This window comes from Roseomonas sp. CECT 9278, assembly GCF_918698155.1.
GTDB lineage: Bacteria > Pseudomonadota > Alphaproteobacteria > Acetobacterales > Acetobacteraceae > Neoroseomonas.
The window spans coordinates 1-17,347 of sequence record NZ_CAKKLX010000019.1; the positions used below are offsets into that span (position 1 = coordinate 1).

Below are 17,347 nucleotides of genomic sequence, written 5' to 3' on the forward strand. Positions count from 1 at the left end.
GCGCGGGGCACCGGCGGGGGTGCCACGGGGCGCGGTGGCTCGGCGGCGGGCGTGCCTTCGGCGGCCAGGGCGGGCGGCAGCGCGCCGCCATAGACGGCGCGCAGGTGCTGCGTGCGCGACGCCGGGTCGCGCAGCGCGCCAGCCGGTGCCAGGCCCCAGCCGGTCAGCACGGGGCGGTCGTCCAGCGCCAGGATCGAGTCCGGCCCGGCCAGCACCAGCGCCCCGCGCAGCAGCGGGTCGTTCATCAACGGCGCCAGCGCGGCGAGGTCGGCGGCCAGGCGCTGTTCCACCACTGCCCGTCGTGCGGGCGGCAGCGCCGACAGCGGCACCGGGTCGCCTGACGCCTCGGCATACCAGGAGACCGACCCGGCATTCCGCCCATTGCCCCAGGTGACCGTGGGTTCGGCGAACAGCGCCGCGCGGTCGGGGCCGACCAGCGCGCGCAGCCGCGCATCGGCGTCGAGCACATTCGCCCCGCCCACGGCGACGGGCTCCAGCCCCTGGAGGTCGGTCTTCAGGATGAAGCGCGGACTCGCCATGGTGTCGTCGGCTCCGGGGACGGGACTCGCCGCGCCGGAGGGCGTGGCGAGGCGACAGTAACGGCCAGCATGCTGCGCGAGAATGGCCGCAGCGTGGCGGACCGATCCTACGCCCTGCCGCGGCCTGCGCGCTGAACGCCTTCATCGACCCTGCGCCGGCGCACGGCCAGCCCGGGCCGCCGCGCGGCGGCAACCGGACGGGCGCCGTGCGGCGTCAGGCTTCGATCACGACGTAGGAATCCTCGATGCGCACCGGGAAGGTCTCGGCGCGGTGCGGCCCCTCGACCAGCGTCGCCCCGGGTTCCACATGCGCCGGGAATGGCCGCACCTTCACCCGGCGCGGGTCGAACCACGACTTTCCCGTGCGGATGTCGAATTCCCACTGGTGCCAGGGGCAGCGGATGAACTCTCCGGCGCGCGAGAAGCGATACGTCCCCGGCTCCTGCGACTGCGTCAGCCCGCACAGGATCCCGCCCGACAGCGGCCCGCCCTGGTGCGGGCAACGGTCGAGCAGCGCGAAGAACTCGCCATCCAGGTTGAACACCGCGATCCGCTTGCCCGCGGCCTCGACCACCTTGCGCCCGCCGGGCGGGATTTCCGCCACCGGCGCCACCACGTGCCGCGCCATCAGAGGCCGTACAGCCTGCGCGCATTGCCGCCGAAGATCGCCGCGCGCTTCGCCTCGGGGATGAAGGACGGCACCGCCAGGCGCGGGTCGTCGAAATCCCAATGCGGATAGTCCGAGGCGAACAGGATGTTGTCCCAGCCGATCCACTCCATGGTGTCGAGCAGGTGTTCCGGCCGCTCCGGCTCCTCGATCGGCTGGGTCGAGACGAAGACGTGCTCGCGCATGATCTCCGACGGCGCGCGTGTGAGGTGCGGCACCTCGTCGCGCAGCCGCTTCCACGCGCCATCCAGCCGCCAGGCCAGGGACGGCATCCAGCCGAAGCCGCATTCGATCATCAGCACGCGCAGGCCGGGGAAGCGGTCGAAGATGCCCTCGACGACCATGGAGGCCACCTGCGCCTGCGCGCTGGTCGCGTGTTCCTGCACTTCCTCGATGTAGAAGGACGGCCAGCCGCCATTGGTCATGGCATGGCCGGAATAGCCGAAGGCATGGATGCCGACCGGCAGCCCGGCCTCGGCGGCGGCCTGCCAGATCGGCCAGTAGCGCGCGCGGCCGAGGGGTTCGGACGTGCGGCTCATCAGCAGCACCTGGCAGAAGCGGTCGTCGCCGGCCCAGTGGCGGATCTCGGCGGCGGCGGCGGCGGCGTCCTCGTACGGCACCACGATCGACCCGCGCAGGCGGGGTTCGTGGCGCAGCCAGTGCTCGACCTGCCATTCATTGACCGCACGCGCCATCGCCACCGACAGCGGGTCGTTCACATCGCCCTGGCCCGAGGGCTGCAGCGGGTTCAGCACGCCGATGTCGATGCCGTGCTGGTCCAGCAATTGCGCTTGAAGAAACGGCAGGTCGGAGGCCGGCGGCCCGCCCCCCGGCGGCCAGGCATCGCGCCGGCAGGCCAGCGGCGCCGCCTTCGGAAAGGGGTAGCCCTTGGCGAAGCCGTGCCGCGCATGGATGCCGTAGGTGACCAGCCGATGCCAGGCGGCGTCGGACAGGAAGGGCCGGAACTCCGCCAGGTCGCGCACCCGCGGGTGGATGTCGCAATCGAACAGGCCGAGCGTGGCAGCCGCCGGACGGCCCGGCGCGGCGATGGGGCGAACGAGGTTCATGCGCTGGCTCCTTCCCTCACGCGAGAATACGTCGCCAGCGGATTCTCCACCATGATCTTCGGCAGCAGGGCTTCGGGCAGGCCGGGCGGGATGATGGCGTCGCCCTCGAAATGCGCGTGCGGCCAGTCGGTCGACCACAGCAGCATGGCGTCGGATTTCAGGTGGTCCATCAGCCGCGCGATGGTGTCGGCTTGCTCGGGCGCATCCAGCGGGCGGATGGTCAGGCGCACATGGTCGCGCACGATCTCGGCCGGCGGGCGGTCCACCCAGGGCACCTCGAAGCGCACGCCCTTCCAGGACTTCGTCAGTCGCCACAGGAAACCCGGCAGCCAGGACACGCCGGATTCGACCAGCACCACCTTCAACCCCGGATGCTTGCCGAACACGCCCTCGGTCACCAGCGACGCAAGGCTGGCCTGGAAGCCATAGACGTTCGAGGTGTATTCCTCGACATGCCAGGACGGCCAGCCCACCGACGTCGGCGGATGCCGCCAGGCGCTGCCGGCATGGATGCCGAGCGGCAGGCCGTGCTTCTCCAGCGCCGCATGCACCGGCCACCATTCGCGCCGCCCGATCGGGATTTCCCCCATGCACAGCGTCAGCGCCTGCACGAAGCGACGGTCGGGGGCCAGGCGCTCGATCTCCGCCACCGCTTCCTCGATGCCGTTGGGCAGGAGGATAGAAGCGCGCAGCCGCGCGTCACGGTCGAGCCATTCGGCGCGGATCCAGTCGTTCACCGCCCGCGCCATGGCCGCCGACATGTCGCGCGAGAACGGCAATTGCACCGGGAACAACGGGTTCAGGATGCCGGTCGTGGTGCCCCAGCGGTCCAGCGCCTGCGCCTGCAAATCGCCCACGCTGGAGGGCGCCTGCCCCTTCGGCCCGCGCCAATCCGCCCGCACGGTGGATGGCGCATGGGGCGGGTAGGAGGCGCTTTCCAGCACCTCGATCCCGCGTTCCACCAGCGTGTGGCGCCAGTATTCGTCCATGTAGGGCAGCAGGGTGGCCACACCCGGCACGGCGGGATGCAGGTCGCAATCGATGGCCGTCACGTGTCCTCCGCGCCACTGTTTGCGACAGGTTCGGCCGGTTCGGCGCGCTCGGCAATGGCAGCCATGCCCCGCGCGGGGTTGAGCCCCCCGCCGCGCCGCGCCACCCTGGCCGCGCATGGACATCGAACCCCCCTCGCCCGGCCAGGCCCAGGAGATCATCCCGGGCCTGCGCTGGCTGCGCTTCCCCCTGCCCTTCCCGCCGCATGACGTGAATGTGTGGCTGCTGGAGGATGGCGAGGGATGGCTCGCCATCGATGCCGGCATGGGCAATGACGAAACCCGCGCCCATTGGCGCACCGCGCTGGCCGGCGCGGCCACCGGCAACCGCCCGCTCACCGGGTTGCTGGTCACGCATTTCCACCCCGACCATGCCGGGCTGATGGGCTGGCTCGCGGCCGACCACGGCCTGGTGCCGATGATGACGCGCATCGAATGGCTGACGGCGCGATCCCTGTGGTTCGACACCGGGGCCGAGATGATCGACCAGCAGGTGGAATTCGCCCGCATCGCCGGCGCGCCGGCCGACTACGCCGCCTTCCAGCGCGCACGTGGGGCGCTGTACCAGCGGTCGGTCACGCCGCTGCCGCGCGCCTTCCGCGCCATTGCCGATGGCGACACGCTGACCATCGGCGGGCGCGACTGGCGCGTGCTGACCGGCCAGGGCCACGCCCCCGACATGGCCTGCCTGTTCTGCGCCGAGGCGCGTGTGCTGATCGCCGCCGACCAGATCCTGCCGCGCATCACCCCCTATATCGGCCTGCATGCGGGCGAGCCGATGGCCGACCCGCTCGGCGCCTTCCTGGCCACGCTGGAACGCTTCCGCGCGCTGCCGGAGGATACGATGGTGCTGCCCTCGCATGGCGCGCCCTTCGCGCCGCTGCACAGGCGGCTGGATGCGCTGGCGGCGCATCACGCGGATCGCCTGGCCGCGCTGGAGGAAGCCTGCCGCGAGCCGCGCACCACGCATGCCCTGCTGCCGGCGCTGTTCCGCCGCCCGCTCGACCATCGCAGCCTGGGCTTCGGGCTGGGCGAGACGCTGGCGCATCTGCGCCGCCTGGAAGCGATGGGCCGCGTGCAGCGCCTGCCCGATGCCGAGGGTGTCATCGCCTGGGGAAGGACCTAGCCATGCCGCGACCGACCCGCCGCATTCCCACGCCGCGTGCCATGATCGTGGCCCCGCAGCCCGAGGCTGTGGAGGCCGGTGCGGCCGTGCTGGCAGCCGGCGGCAATGCCATGGATGCGGTGGTGGCCTGCGCGCTGACGCAGGGCGTGGTCGACCCGATGATGTGCGGCATCGGTGGGCTCGGCGTGCTCACCATCCATGATCCGCGCAGCGGCACGCAGGTGGTCTTCGACGGCCTGTCCCCCTGCCCCGCCGGCGTGCACGCCGAGATGTGGTCCAACCTGTTCGAGCGCGAATGCACCGATGGCTACGGCTTCGTGCTGCGCGGCGCGGTGAACGAGATGGGGCGCACGGCAGTCACCGTGCCGTCCATCCTGCGCACCTTCGCCGACGCCCATGCGGCGTTCGGGCGGATGCCGTGGGCCGGCCTGTTCGACGGCGCGATCGCCTGCGCGCGCGATGGCTGGATGGTGCGCCCGCACGTCCACACCATGATGGCGATGGACGAGACCGCCTATGGCCGCGTCAACACAGCCGAGAAGCTGAAGCTGACCGCGGATGGCGCGCGGCTGTATCTGCGCGCCGACGGCACGCCGAAGCGACCGGGCGACCGGGTGGTGAACCCGGAGCTGGCGACGACGCTTGGGGTGATTGCCCGCGACGGCGCGGGAGCCTTCTACACGGGCGAGATCGCGCGCCGCATCGCCGCCGACATGGCCGCGCATGGCGGGCTGATCACCGAGGCTGACCTGGCCGGCGTGCGATCCCGCCGCGTGGCACCGTTGCGCGTGGCCTATCGCGGCCGGACGCTGGTGCTGCCGCCGCCGCCCGCGGGCGGTGTGTTCATCGGCGAGGTGCTGCGCATCCTCGAACATTTCGACCTGCCGGCGATGGGCCATAACAGCCCCGCCATGGTCGCCGTGCTGGCCGAGGCGATGAAGATCGCCGGCATCGACAAGGACACGCATGTGGGCGATCCGGACTTCGTCCCGGTGCCGCTCGACCTGCTGCTGGGCGATGCGCATACCGCCGCCGCCGCCGCGCGCATCCGCGCGGGGGAGCGCGCCGACCTCACGCGCGTGGGCGTGGAGCCGAAGGGCACCACGACGATTTCCTGCGTCGATGCCGACGGGCTGGTGGTGAGCGTCACGCATACGCTCGGCGTGCCGTCCGGCGTGGTGGTGCCGGGGCTCGGCTTCATGCTGAACGGGGCGATGAACTGGTACGACCCGCGGCCGGGGCGGCCGACCTCGATCGCGCCGGGCAAGCGGCGCTATTCGTCGATGTCGCCGCTGATCGTGATGGAGGGTGCCACGCCCGTGGCGACGCTGGGCGCGCCCGGGGGGGCCTGGATCGGCGTGGCGCTCGCGCAGGTGCTGGTGAACCTGCTGGATTTCGGCATGGGGATCCAGGAGGCGGTGCTGGCGCCGCGCATCAGCGCGACCAGCGCAACGCTGGATATCTCGCTGCGGGTGCCGCGCGCGGTGGAAGCGGCGCTGGCCGCGGATGGCTACGCGGTGAAGCGCGTGCCCACCACCTACGCCTTCGCCGGCGTGCATGGCATCGCGATGTGGGATGGCGTGCTGGAAGGTGCTGCCGATCCGCAGCGCGACGGCTATGCGGCGGGCGTGGCGTGATGGACCTGGCCGCCTTCTGCCGCGCGCTGCCGAAGGTGGAACTGCACGTCCACCTGCTCGGCGCCATCCGGCTGGAGACGCTGGCCGAGATGGCGGCGCGCCAGGGTGCCGGCTACACGCCCGCGGAGGTCGCGGACCTCGCGCGGCGCGACGCGAAGCCCAAGGGCGTGCTGCACATCCTGCGCGCGCTGGAACAGCGCATCCTGCGCGGGCCCGAGGACCTGCACCGCATCGCCTATGAATACCTGGCCGATGCCGCCGCGCAGGGCGTGCGCCATGCCGAGATCTTCTGGAACCCCACAGGCACGGCGCGCGACAGCGCCATTCCCTATGCCGCCGGCGCCGATGCCATCCTGGCCGGCTTCGACGACGCCAAGCACGACCACGGGATATCCGCGCTGCTGATCCCCTCCATCGACCGCGAGGCCACGCCCGAGGAAGCGGTAGAGATGGTGGGCTGGATGGAAGCCCACCGGCGCGAGCGCATCATCGGCCTGGGCATCGACTACCGCGAGAATGACGGCCCGCCCGAAGCCTTCTGGAAGGCGTATCGCGACGCGAAGCGCGCCGGCTTCCGCCTGACCGCCCATGCCGGCGAATTCGGCTGCCACTGGCGCAACATCGAGACCGCGATCGACCTGCTCGGGGTCGAGCGCATCGACCACGGCTATACCGTGCTGGACAACCCCGCGCTGGCCCGGCGCTGCGCGGATCGCGGCATCGTCTTCACCGTGGTGCCGACCAATTCCTACTACCTGCGAACCCTGCCGCCCGACCGCTGGGCGGCCGATCACCCGATCCGCCGGATGCCCGCCGCCGGGCTTCTCATCCACCCGAACACCGACGACCCGCCGCTGCACCGCATCGACCCGCAACGCTGCTGGTCCATGATGGTCGGGGATTTCGGCTTCACCCTCGACGATCTGCGCGGCTTCATGCTGAACGGCATCGACGCCGCCTTCATCGCGCAGGCCGACAAGCCCGGCCTGCGCGCCACCTTCACCGCCGAATTCGACCGCCTCCGCGCCATACTGGACCAGCCCGCATGAACGCCACCGAGACCATCGCCGCCATCCGCGCCGATGCCCGCTTCGCCACCGCAACCGCCACGCTCGCGGCCGAGCACGAGCGCACCGTCGCCGACGTCATCACGCTGACCGAAATCCCCGCGCCGCCCTTCGCCGAGGAACGGCGCGCCGCGGCCTACCTGGAGATGCTGCGCGCCCATGGCCTGGAGGAAGTCGAGCAGGACGCGATCGGCAACGTGATGGGCATCCGCCGCGGCTTCGGCAATGGCGATGTGCTGGTGGTGGCCGCGCACCTGGACACCGTGTTTCCCGCCGGCACCGATGTGCGCGTGCGCCGCGAGGGAACCAGGCTGTTCGCGCCAGGCGTGTCGGACGACACCTGGTCGCTGGCGGTGAACCTCGCCTTCATCCGCGCGCTCGATGCCGCGGGCATCCGCACGCGCCACGACCTGCTGTTCGTCGGCGATGTGGGCGAGGAAGGGCTGGGCGACCTGCGGGGCGTGCGGCACCTGTTCGCGACATCCCGCCACCGCCCGCGCATCCGTGCCTTCCTGACCGTGGACAGCCCGCAGGTGGACCACATCGTCTCGGGCGGCGTGGGATCGCGGCGCTATCGCGTGACCTTCCGCGGCCCGGGCGGCCATTCCTACTCCGCCTTCGGCCTGGTCAACCCGATGTATGCCATGGCGGAAGCCGCGCGCGCGCTGGCGGCCGTGGAGGTCCCGATCGACCCGCCGACCACGCATTGCGTCAGCGTGGTGTCCGGCGGCACCTCGATCAACGCCATCGCCAATGCGGTGACGATCGAGGTCGACCTGCGCTCCGCCTCCGCGCTGGAACTCGAACGCCTGGACCGGCGCTTCCTGGCCATCGTCGAGCAGGCGGTGGCGGGCGAGAACGCCGCGCGCGCGACCGCGGCCGGCGCCATCACCGCCGAGATCGCACGCGTCGGCGACCGCCCGGCCGGCGAGACGCCCCCCGGGTCGCCGATCCGCGACATCGCCGCCGCCGCGGTGGCCGCGGAGGGCTACGCGCCGGCCTTCGAATTCTCCTCGACCGACGCGAACGTGCCCATGAGCCTGGGCATCCCGGCGCTCAAGGTCGGCGCCGGCGGGCGCGGCGGGCGGGCGCATTCGCTCGAGGAATGGCTCGATGTCGAGCCTGTCGAGAGCCTGCGCGGCATGCGGACCACCCTCGCGGCCATCCTGGCGCTGGCCGGGATGGAGGGGATCGGCTGACGCGGCACGACAGCGGGCTTCCGCAGCCGGTCCACATCGCACTAGGCTTGCCCCAGCCCGCGCCACAAGCGGGCGGGAGGAAGCGCATGAGGTTCTTGCCGACCGTGATGGCCGCGGCGCTGCTGGGCGCGGCGGGGCCTGCCCTGGCGCAGGTCCAGATGCTGGTGAACTTCGCCGCCGGCGGCCCCACCGACATCGTCGCCCGCATGATGCAGAACGAGATGTCCGCCGCACTCGGCCAGCCCGTGGTAGTACGCAATGTCGCCGGCGCCGCTGGCACCATCGGCACCGCGGAAGCGGCGCGCGCCAGGCCTGATGGGCAGACCATCCTGTTCTCGCCGGTCGGCCCGGTGGCCATCCAGCCGCATTTCCGGCGCGGCCTGTCCTACTCGATCGATAGCCTGGCCGCGATCTGCCAGATCGCCGACAGCCCGGTGGTGATGATGACGCCGAAGACGTCCGGGTTGCGGACCGTGGCCGACGTCGTGGCGCGCGGCCGCGCGCAGGGCCAGGGCTTCCCCTTCGCCTCCACCGGCGCGGGCACCATCCCGCACATCGCGCAGGTGGCGCTGATGCGGCTGGCGAACATCGAGATGAACCACGTGCCCTATCGCGGTTCGGGCGAGGTGATGCTCGCCTTCCAGCAGGGCCAGGTGCAGCTGTTCACCGACCAGACGCTGCTGATCCGGCAATACGACCTGCACCCCATCGCCTTCCTGACGCAGGCCCGCAACCCCGACTTCCCCCAGGTGCCGACCATGCGCGAGGCCGGCTACGACCTGGTCTACACGATCTGGTCGGGCCTCTATGCGCCGGCAGGGGTGCCGGAGGCGGTGATGGCGCGGCTGGAAGCGGCCTGCGAACGCGCCATCCGCCACCCCGACGTGGTGGCCGGCATGGCGCGCGTGGCGCAGCCCATCCTGCATCGCAACCGCGCGGACTTCGCCGCCTTCACGCGCAGCGAAAGCGAGAAGTTCCGCGCGCTGATCGAGGCCGCGGGGCTGCGCTCGGCGGAGTAGCCCGCGGCGAGGGAACGCCACACGCGCCCGGTGGCATCAGCGATGCGGCCAAGGCCGGCCGCACCGGTGGCGAAGCGATGCCGCCCGCGTCACGCGTCGGGCGGCAGCGTGTCCGCGCCGTTGATCTCCAGCGCCTCCAGCACGCGCGAGACGCAGTTGTAGCCGGCGATGGTGGCGGTCAGTTCCACCAGCTGGCGCGGCGGAAAAATGTCGCGCACGGCGCGCGCCACGTCGTCGGGCACATGCACCTGCTGCGTCATGGCGTCGCAATAGGCGAGCACGGCGCGGTCGGTGGCGTCGAAGGCGTCGCTGCCCTGCCAGTCCCGCAGCGCGTCGAGCTGCGCCTGGGTGGCACCCTCGGCCAGCGCGATCGGCGCATGCGCTTCCCATTCATAGGACGCGCCGTTGATGGCGGCGATGCGGCAGATCACCAGTTCCCGCAAGCGGCCCGACAGCGTGGACTTCCAGCGGATGGCGTCGAACATCGTGATCCAGCCGGTGGCGATCGGCGGCGCGTGCAGCAGCATCCGGTGCAGGTGGCCGACCTTCTTGCGGGAGGCGCGGATTGCCGCCGCCGCCTCGGCATGGTCGGGATGCTTGGTGTCGGCGTAGGGAATGCGGGCCATGGGATCCTCCGTTGCCGCGCAGTGTGGCGCGCAAGGATGCCCGCGTGAAGTCAGGGGCGTCGGCGCAGCAGGTAGCGCTGGCGGCCCTCCATCACCAGCACGCCCTTCTGGTTGTGCACGGTGCTGCGCAGGCCGAGCACGCCGGTCGTGCGTTGCGGCGTGACTTCATCGACTTCCAGCGCGGCATAGAGCGTGTCGCCGACGAAGACCGGGTGCAGGAAGCGGGAGGATTGTTCGAGGAAGCCCTTCAGGCTGTCCTCGACCAGGTGCGGGAAGATGCCGGCGCCGGCCGCGGTCTGGATCGCCACCTGGAAGCCGTGCGCCAGCATGTGCGGCATACCGCGCGCGCGGCAGTATTCGACATCGTAGTGGACCGGGTGGTTGTCGCCGGAGGCGAGGGCGAAGGCGGCGAAGATCGCCTCGGTCATGGTGCGGCTGGGCAGGATGAAGCGCTCGCCGAGGGTGAAGTCGTCGAACCAGCGCTGGTCCGGGACCATGCGGTGCGCGGCGGGGTCGAAGGTCACGCGCGCTCCCGCGCGACGTAGCCGAGTTCGCTGTCGCGCGCCGCCGCTGCCGGGTCGCGCGCCGCCGGATCGCCGAAGCCGCCGCCGCCCGAGGTCTCCAGCCGCACGATGTCGCCCTGAACCAGCCGCACGCCGTCCGACTTCGGCGCGATCGGCGTCTCGATCCCATCGCGGATGCGCACCAGCCGCCCGAGGCTGCCCGGCCCGCCGCCCGCCAGCCCATAGGGCGGGAAGCGGAAGCGATCCATGTTCGCGGTGAACACCCCGCCAGGGCTGTCGAGCCGCCATTCGCGATACAGCCCAAGCCCGCCGCGATACGCGCCAGCGCCACCCGATCCCGGCAGCAACCCATAACGCGTGATGGTCAGCGGCATCTGGCTCTCGACCATCTCGATCGGGATATTGGCGTTGTTGTGCATGCCGAAGGACCAGGCATTCACGCCATCCTTCGCCGGTGCAGCGCCGGTGCCGCCGATCTCGATCTCGACCAGCACTTCGCGCGATCCGTCCGCGCCCTCGGTCTGGAAGGTGGCGACATAGGAGCCGCCGTAATAGGCCGCGGGCATCCGGTCGGGCAAAGCCTGGTGCAGGCAGCCGAACATGACGTTCGCCAGTCGATGCGACACAGCCACGCGATGCGCGACGGAGGCCGGCGCGCGGCAATTCGTCACGCTGCCTTCGCGGTGCGTGATGCGGATGGGCCGGTAGCAGCCGGCATTGGCCGGCATGGCGCCATCCGTCGCGGCGATGATGGCGTAGAAGACCGCGCAATTCGACATGGCGGGCGTGCAGTTGATGGGGCCGCGCTGCTGGTCCGCGCAGCCGGTCAGGTCCACGGCGATCTCGTCCCCCGCCACGGTGACGACGGCGTGCAGGCGCACGGGCACGCCGGAGACGCCGTCCTCATCGAGGAAATCCTCGAATTCATACCGCCCATCGGGCATGGCGCGGATGGCGGCGCGCATCGCCGCCTCGCTCATGTCGAGGATGCGCGCGGTCGCTTCCACCAGCCCCGCCGCGCCATAGCGCGTCGCGAGCCGCCGAATGGAGGCCGCGCCGACATCGAGCGAAGCCAGCTGCGACTGCAGGTCCCCCAGCATCAGCGCCGGCTTGCGCACATTCTGGCCGATCATCTCCCAGACCGGGCGGTTCAGCCGGCCATTCTCGACCAGTTTCAGTGGCGGGATGCGCAGCCCTTCCTGGAACACCTCGGTGGCGGTGGCGGCGTAGGAGCCCGGCGCCATCCCGCCCATGTCGATGTGGTGGCACAGCGCGCCCACATAGGCGACGCGCCGGCCCTCATGCATCACCGGCTTGAAGACCAGCACGTCGTTGAGGTGCTGGGCGCCGCAATACGGGTCGTTGGTGGCCACCACGTCGTCCGGCCCCCATTCGTCGGCGACGACGAAGCGGTCGAGCAGCGTGCGCAGCGCCGCACCCATCGAATTGAGGTGCTGCGGGATGCGCGCCGATTGCGCGACGTTGTTGCCCTGCGCGTCGAACACGGCGGTCGAGTAGTCGAGCAATTCGCGCACGATGGTGCTGCGGCTGGTGCGCCAGATGGTGATGTCCATCTCGGCCGCCGCGGCGGTCAGCGCGTTGCGGATGACCTCGATCTCGATCGGGCCGAGCGTCATGGCGTTTCCCTCCGCGCGATCAGCGTGCCCGCGGCCCCCAGGCGCGCCGTCCAGCCGCGCGTGATCCAGTGCGTGGCGAAGGCTTCCTCGACGATGGCGGGGCCTTCGATGGTGTCGGTGGCGGCCATGGCTTCGCGGTCCCAGACCGGGATGTCGCGCCAGGCGCCGGCTTCATACGCGCGGCGCGCGCCCTTGCGGGCGGGCCGTTCGGCCGGCGGCGGGTCGCCAGGTTCGGGCTTGTCGAGCAGCCCCGTGGCGATGGCGCGCAGCGTGACCAGTTCGACCGGGTCGCCCGGGTTCGCGTAGGAAAAACGCTGGCGATGCATGGCGTGGAAGCCTTCGACCAGCGCGGCCAGCGCGGCGGCATCGGGTGCGCGCACCTCGCCCCAGGGCACCAGCAGTTCAAACGCCTGGCCGTGGTAGCGCATGTCGACGGCGATGGTGACGCGGCGGCGTTCCGGCGCGATGCCGTCCTGTGCAAGGCGCGCATCGGCTTGTGCGCGAAGGGCCGCGATCGTCTCGGCCAGAACCGGCAGGTTGGCGGCTTCGGCGCGCATCACGCGCGAGCGCGCAATGTCCTGCGTGAGGTCGGAGAACAGGATGCCATAGGCCGACAGCGTGCCCGGCTCGCGCGGGAAGGCAACTTCCGTGATGCCGAGTTCCGCCGCCACATCCGTCGCGTGCAGCCCGCCGGCGCCGCCGAAGGACAGCAGGCAGAAATCGCGCGGATCGAGCCCCTTCTCGAACAGCGACAGCCGGATCGCCGCACCCAGGTTGGCGTTGGTGACGGTCAGCATGCCCTCCGCCGCCTGTTCGACCGACAGGCCGAGCGGTGTCCCCACCCGCGCCTCGAGCGCCGCGCGCGTGGCGGGCATGTCGAGCTTCATCATCCCGCCCAGGAAGAAGTCGGGATCGAGCCGGCCGAGGGCGAGGTTCGCGTCGGTGACGGTGGGTTCGACACCGCCGCGCCCGTACGCGACCGGCCCGGGACGCGCCCCTGCGCTGCGCGGGCCGACCGTGAGCCGCCCGCCCGCATCCACCGCGGCGATCGACCCGCCGCCGGCGCCGATGGTGCGCATCTCGACCATCGGCAGGCGCACCGGCAGGCGGTCGATCTCGCCCTGGGTGATGACCGCCACGCGGCCATCCTGCACGACCGAGACATCGAAGGACGTGCCGCCCATGTCCACCGCGACCATGTTCGGCCGCGACAACAACCCCGCGAGCCGCCCCGCCGCCAGCGCGCCGCCGGATGGTCCCGACAGGAGCAGCCGCGCGGGCTGTTCGGCGGCCATGCGCAGGCTGCACACGCCGCCATTGGACTGCACGAGGAAGACCAGCGGATGGAAGCCGCCCTCGCCGAGCCGCGCTTCCAGCCGGTCCAGATACGCCTTCACCACCGGCACCAGCAGCGTGTTGAGCACGGTGGTGGAGGTGCGTTCGTATTCGCGGATCTCGGGCGAAATATCGGATGACAGCGATACCGGCAGGTCGGGCCGCGCGGCACGCAGCATGGCCGAGACCCGCTGTTCATGCGCCGGGTTGGCATAGGCGTGCAGGAACGAGACCGCGACGCATTCCGCGTTCAACGCCGCGATGCGCGCCAGCAGCGCAGGAATCGCCGCCTCGTCCAGCGGCTGTTCCGCCGTGCCGTCGGCGCGCATGCGCTCCGGCACACCAAGCCGCCGGTCGCGCGGGATCAGCACCGGGAAGGGATCGGGGGCCAGGCCATAGATGTCGCGGCGGACATGGCGGTTGATCTCGAGCACATCCTCGAAGCCCGCCGTGGTCAGCAGCACGCCGCGCGCGAGCTTGCGTTCCAGCACCGCGTTGGTCGCGATGGTGGTGCCATGCAGCAGCAGCCCGACATCGGCCAGCGCGAAGCCGAAGCGTTCGGCCGCCTCGCCCACGCCGCGCAGCAGGCCGATGGACGGGTCCTCCGGCGTGGTCGGTGTTTTCCAGGCGCGCGCGATGCCGGTGCGGGCATCGAGGACCTGCAGGTCGGTAAAGGTGCCGCCGATATCGACGGCGATGCGCACGGGGCGCGATTCATGGTCCACGCGAAGGATTCCCGTTCAGCCCATCAGCGCCGGCAGCCAGAGCGCCAGCCCGGGGAAGATCATGAGCAGGATGACGGCCAGCAGATAGACCCCGAGAAAGGGCATCACCCCGATGAACACGTCGGTGATCGGCCCGGCGCGTTTTCGCATCCCCTGCAGCACGTACATCACCGTGCCGTCGGGCGGGCTGATCTGCGCGATCTCGACCAGCATGGTCACGATCACGCCGAACCAGATCGGGTCGTAGCCGAGTGCGACCACGATCGGGAAGATCACCGGCACGGTGGTGATAATCATGGAGAAGCCCTCCATGAAGGTGCCGAGTGCCACATACAGCATGATGATGCACAGCATGATCCCCCAGGGCGGGATCGGCAGCCCGGCGATCATCCCCGCCAGCGCCTGCGGCACGTTGATGATGGTCAGGATGTAGTTGAGCAGGTAGGCGCCGAACAGGATCAACCCGAGCAGCGCCGTGTTGCGCGCCGTCGCCTCGGCGGAGGCGTTCAGCATCCGGAAGGACAGCTTGCCCTCCAGCGCCGCGAAGAAGGCCGCACCGACCACGCCGAGCGCAGCCGCCTCGGTGGGCGTGGCCAACCCGCCATAGATCGACCCCAGCACCAGCAGGATCAGCAGCAGCGTCGGGATCAAATCCACCAGCGCGCGCAGCTTCATGGACAGCGGCAGGCGCGCGGGCTTCTCCATCGGGTGGCGCAGCCCATGCGCCAGGATCACCAGGATGAACAGCCCAGTCACCAGCAGGGAGGGAATGATCGCGGCGATATACAGCGCGCCGACCGATGTCTCGGTGATCAGCCCATAGATGATGAAGGTGATGCCCGGCGGGATCAGGTTGCCCAGCGCCCCGCCGGCGGCGAGCGAGCCGAGCACCATGCGCTGGCTGTACTTGGTGTCCTGGAAATACGGCAGCGCGACCGATCCCATCGTCGCCGCGGTCGCCACCGACGACCCGCTGATGGCCGAGAACACAGCGCAGGAGACGATGTTGGTGTGCAGCAACCCGCCCGGCATCCGGTTCAGCCAGACGTTCAGCGCCTTGTACAACCGGTCCGACAGGCCCGCGCGCAACAGGATCTCGCCCATCAGCAGGAACAGCGGCACCGCCACCAGTACGAAGTTGCTGGACGGCCCCCACAACGTCTGCCCCAGGAAGGCCCACCACGGCCGGTCGGAGAACATCAGCCCCGTCAGCACGCCGAGCGCGCCCAGCACGGCCGCGATGTAAACGCCCGATCCGAAGAACACGACGAAGACCGCGACCAGCATCAGGATCTCGGCGACCGGCACCGCCTGGCCCGTGGTGGACGCGGCGAAGATGGTCACGCCCAGCAGGCCGATCAGGAAGACGATGGCGATCATCGGCGCTCGCCCTCATGCGCCATGGCCACGGCTTCCAGCGCTTCCTCCGTCTCGTCCTCCAGCGTGCGCGACCCCAGCAGCCCGTCGAGCGTGGCCCCCTGCCCCGCCGCCAGCGCCAGGCAGGCTTCCAGCAGCAGCACGCAGCAGGTCAGCACGAAGGCGGAAATCCCGACCGCCCAGATGCCCTGCGGCCAGACCAGCAGGATGCGCAGCGCCGAATTGTCATGCGCGTCGAACAGCGCGCTTTCGTCCACCAGTTCCCAGGCCGACCAGGCGATCAGCGCGCCGATCGCCGTCAGCATCGCCAGCGACAGGATGTGCAGCGGCGCGCGCAGCCGCACCGGCAGGCGCGTCATGAACACATCCACGCGGATATGCGCGCGGCGGATCAGCGTATGCGACAGCCCCCAGGCGATCCCGCCGGCCAGCATGTAGCCGGTCACCTCGACCGTCGCCTGGGAGGAGAAGCCGAAGAAGGCGCGGGCCACGATGTCGAAGGTGATGAACACCGCGCAGGCCACATAGGTCCAGCCCGCGAGATGCGCCATCACCGACGCCGCGTGCGTCGCCGCGCGCCGCAGCGCGCGGGCCGCCCGCAGCGGCGCCGGGGATGGCGCGACGGCGCCGCTCACCCGCCGAAGCGCACGCCGGAGATGGGCGCGATCACCTCGTTGTAGATCTCCCCGCAGCGCGCGCCGCAGCGGCGCACCCAGCCGGGCAGCACCGTGGCGCCGAAGATCTCGCGCACCCGGGCGATTTCCGCCGGGCTGGTGACCACCTCGGTCATCGGCCGCGATGCCAGGTTGTGGATGCGGCATTCGGCCTGCTTGCCGATGTTGCAGTCGATGCCGTCGCGCGATGCCAGTGCGCCGAGCTCCCATTGCGCGGCGGCGGTCGCCTTGATGGTTTCCTCGACGAAGGCGCGCACCGCGGGGTCAAGCCGGTTCCACCAGGTCACGTTCACGAAGTAGCCCGACACCGCCCAGGACAGCGCGAGGTTCGAGACATGCGTGGTGACTTCCGGCCAGCGCGCCGCGGCACCCGATCCCGACCCGGTGATGGCGCAATCCACCACGCCGCGCTCCAGCGCCGAATAGACTTCCGGGAAGCCGATCGAGGTCGGTTGCGCGCCGATCGCGGTGAAGAAATCCACCAGCGAATTGCCGAAGGTGCGCACGCGCCGCCCGCGCAGATCGGCCAGCGAGGCGAAGGGCGCGCGGCAGAACACCACCTGCGCCGGATAGGGGAACATCGCGATGATGCGCGTATTGAAGCGTTCGAGGTCGCGGTTGGCGACCGGGATCACCGCCTCGGCGATGCGCTGCGCCATCGCCATGTCCGGGCTGAGGCCCGCGAGGTCGACACCATCCAGGATCGGCACGTCGCCCGACAGCGTGGTCAGCGTGCCGCCACCGATCTCCGCTTGGCCCGATCGCACCAGGCGCACGATCTCAGTGCCAGTGAGGTTGCGCTCGGCATGGGTGGACAGCGTGACCTGCACGCGCCCGTTGCTGCGCGCCGCCATGCCGTCGCGCAGGATGGGGATGTCGACGCGCGTGTATTGCGGCTGCGTGGGCAGCGGTTGCGTGACAGCCACGATGCGAACCGGCGGGCCGGCGGGCAGCGTGGTGGTCTGCGCCAGCGCCGCCGGTGCCGCGAACAGCGCGGCGGCCATGGCGAGGCGCGCCTGGGTGAGGAACTGCATCGGTAGCCTCCTGTTGCTTCGCCGGGGTCTGCGCCCCGGTGCCGG

The 17,347-nt window shown here is 70.9% G+C and carries 15 protein-coding genes and 1 pseudogene; 5 read left to right on the top strand and 11 right to left on the bottom strand.

Annotated elements, in window-relative coordinates:
* From LQ222_RS13680 to LQ222_RS13695, 4 genes and pseudogenes are all read right to left on the bottom strand, one after another.
* A pseudogene (locus tag LQ222_RS13680) lies at window positions 1-539 on the bottom strand (hypothetical protein); the annotation flags it as partial.
* A gap of 214 nt (window positions 540-753) precedes the next feature.
* A complete protein-coding gene (locus LQ222_RS13685) occupies window positions 754-1,167 on the bottom strand; it encodes a Rieske (2Fe-2S) protein (RefSeq protein WP_230167166.1) in 414 nt (137 codons plus the stop codon).
* The gene (locus LQ222_RS13690; RefSeq protein WP_230167168.1) at window positions 1,167-2,273 is read right to left on the bottom strand and encodes an amidohydrolase family protein; all 1,107 of its coding nucleotides are present in this window, start codon (window positions 2,271-2,273) and stop codon (window positions 1,167-1,169) included. Before LQ222_RS13690 ends, LQ222_RS13685 begins: the two co-directional genes overlap by 1 nt.
* Window positions 2,270-3,325, bottom strand: a complete 1,056-nt coding sequence (locus LQ222_RS13695; protein ID WP_230167170.1) for an amidohydrolase family protein — start codon at window positions 3,323-3,325, stop codon at window positions 2,270-2,272. The genes LQ222_RS13690 and LQ222_RS13695 overlap by 4 nt, the downstream gene beginning before the upstream one ends.
* A gap of 115 nt (window positions 3,326-3,440) precedes the next feature.
* Between LQ222_RS13695 and LQ222_RS13700 the strand changes: the two genes are divergently transcribed.
* The 5 genes from LQ222_RS13700 (at window position 3,441) to LQ222_RS13720 (ending at window position 9,370) form a co-directional block, all read left to right on the top strand.
* Window positions 3,441-4,448, top strand: coding sequence for an MBL fold metallo-hydrolase (locus LQ222_RS13700; protein WP_230167172.1), 1,008 nt, complete (start codon window positions 3,441-3,443; stop codon window positions 4,446-4,448).
* Window positions 4,449-4,450: 2 nt separating this feature from the next.
* A complete protein-coding gene (locus LQ222_RS13705) occupies window positions 4,451-6,085 on the top strand; it encodes a gamma-glutamyltransferase family protein (RefSeq protein ID WP_230167174.1) in 1,635 nt (544 codons plus the stop codon).
* Window positions 6,085-7,134: an adenosine deaminase gene (locus LQ222_RS13710; RefSeq protein WP_230167176.1), complete on the top strand. Its 1,050-nt coding sequence runs from the start codon at window positions 6,085-6,087 to the stop codon at window positions 7,132-7,134. The genes LQ222_RS13705 and LQ222_RS13710 overlap by 1 nt, the downstream gene beginning before the upstream one ends.
* Window positions 7,131-8,351 (top strand): M20/M25/M40 family metallo-hydrolase, encoded by a 1,221-nt coding sequence (locus LQ222_RS13715; RefSeq protein ID WP_230167177.1) that lies wholly within the window; start codon window positions 7,131-7,133, stop codon window positions 8,349-8,351. The genes LQ222_RS13710 and LQ222_RS13715 overlap by 4 nt, the downstream gene beginning before the upstream one ends.
* An 86-nt stretch (window positions 8,352-8,437) precedes the next feature.
* Window positions 8,438-9,370: a tripartite tricarboxylate transporter substrate binding protein gene (locus LQ222_RS13720; RefSeq protein WP_230167179.1), complete on the top strand. Its 933-nt coding sequence runs from the start codon at window positions 8,438-8,440 to the stop codon at window positions 9,368-9,370.
* A gap of 89 nt (window positions 9,371-9,459) precedes the next feature.
* On the opposite strand, the gene LQ222_RS13725 is transcribed toward LQ222_RS13720, so the two are convergent.
* The 7 genes from LQ222_RS13725 to LQ222_RS13755 are packed head-to-tail and all read right to left on the bottom strand — an operon-like array spanning window position 9,460 to window position 17,302.
* Complete coding sequence (locus LQ222_RS13725; RefSeq protein WP_230167181.1) at window positions 9,460-9,996, bottom strand: carboxymuconolactone decarboxylase family protein; 537 nt, start codon at window positions 9,994-9,996, stop codon at window positions 9,460-9,462.
* A gap of 50 nt (window positions 9,997-10,046) precedes the next feature.
* Complete coding sequence (locus tag LQ222_RS13730) at window positions 10,047-10,520, bottom strand: MaoC family dehydratase (protein WP_230167183.1); 474 nt, start codon at window positions 10,518-10,520, stop codon at window positions 10,047-10,049.
* The gene (locus LQ222_RS13735) at window positions 10,517-12,157 is read right to left on the bottom strand and encodes a hydantoinase B/oxoprolinase family protein (RefSeq protein WP_230167185.1); all 1,641 of its coding nucleotides are present in this window, start codon (window positions 12,155-12,157) and stop codon (window positions 10,517-10,519) included. Before LQ222_RS13735 ends, LQ222_RS13730 begins: the two co-directional genes overlap by 4 nt.
* Window positions 12,154-14,217, bottom strand: coding sequence for a hydantoinase/oxoprolinase family protein (locus LQ222_RS13740; RefSeq protein ID WP_230167187.1), 2,064 nt, complete (start codon window positions 14,215-14,217; stop codon window positions 12,154-12,156). Before LQ222_RS13740 ends, LQ222_RS13735 begins: the two co-directional genes overlap by 4 nt.
* Window positions 14,218-14,232: 15 nt before the next feature.
* Window positions 14,233-15,597 (bottom strand): TRAP transporter large permease, encoded by a 1,365-nt coding sequence (locus tag LQ222_RS13745; RefSeq protein WP_230167189.1) that lies wholly within the window; start codon window positions 15,595-15,597, stop codon window positions 14,233-14,235.
* Entirely contained in the window at window positions 15,594-16,229 is a 636-nt protein-coding gene (locus tag LQ222_RS13750) for a TRAP transporter small permease subunit (RefSeq protein ID WP_230167191.1), read from the bottom strand. Before LQ222_RS13750 ends, LQ222_RS13745 begins: the two co-directional genes overlap by 4 nt.
* Window positions 16,226-17,302: a TRAP transporter substrate-binding protein gene (locus LQ222_RS13755; protein ID WP_230167193.1), complete on the bottom strand. Its 1,077-nt coding sequence runs from the start codon at window positions 17,300-17,302 to the stop codon at window positions 16,226-16,228. The genes LQ222_RS13750 and LQ222_RS13755 overlap by 4 nt, the downstream gene beginning before the upstream one ends.
* Window positions 17,303-17,347 lie beyond the last annotated feature (45 nt).